Consider the following 521-nt stretch of genomic DNA (forward strand, 5'->3'; position numbering starts at 1 on the left):
CCATCGAGATGGGCAACAACTTCGCCAAGCGCGGCGGGCGCGACGTGGTCCTGGGCATCCTGCTGCTGGCCGTGGCGCCCGTCATCACGCTCACCACGCCGCTGCCCGTCTCCTACACCTACATGGCGGCCCTGCTGCTCAGCACTGGCTGGATGCTGTTCCGCCTGCGTGAGAACGGGGCGGCGCAGGCCTCGCGCTTCGTGGACGTGCGCGGCACGCCGCCGGCGCGGCTGCTGCAGTGGTACGACCCGGAGTTTGCGGCGGATGACACGGAGGCGGGGCGCAAGGCGCGCGCGCGGGGGCTGGCGGAGGCGCGCGAGCACTTTGTGCGCGTGATGAAGCTGGCAGTGCTGGGCGAGCGCTCGCGGGGCGGTGGCAGCGGCGGCAGCAGCACCTGGTGATACGTCGGTGGCCGATGCCTCAGCGACCCACAGGTGGGCGCGTGTTGCACCGCGCCACCAGACCGCTGCTCCTGACCTGCCAATGCAATTTCACAGCTTTAGTGATGCTGGAGAGCTGCT

At 70.1% G+C, this 521-nt stretch carries 1 protein-coding gene; it reads left to right on the plus strand.

Features of this window, described 5'->3' with window-relative positions; translation table 11 throughout:
* A partial coding sequence (locus ACK41V_RS23875) for a hypothetical protein (RefSeq protein WP_409786202.1) occupies positions 1–401 on the plus strand: 401 nt, incomplete at its 5' end.
* Between the last annotated feature and the right edge of the window lie 120 nt (positions 402–521).

It is taken from the genome of Acidovorax sp. (assembly GCF_046291265.1).
Lineage (GTDB): Bacteria > Pseudomonadota > Gammaproteobacteria > Burkholderiales > Burkholderiaceae_C > Acidovorax.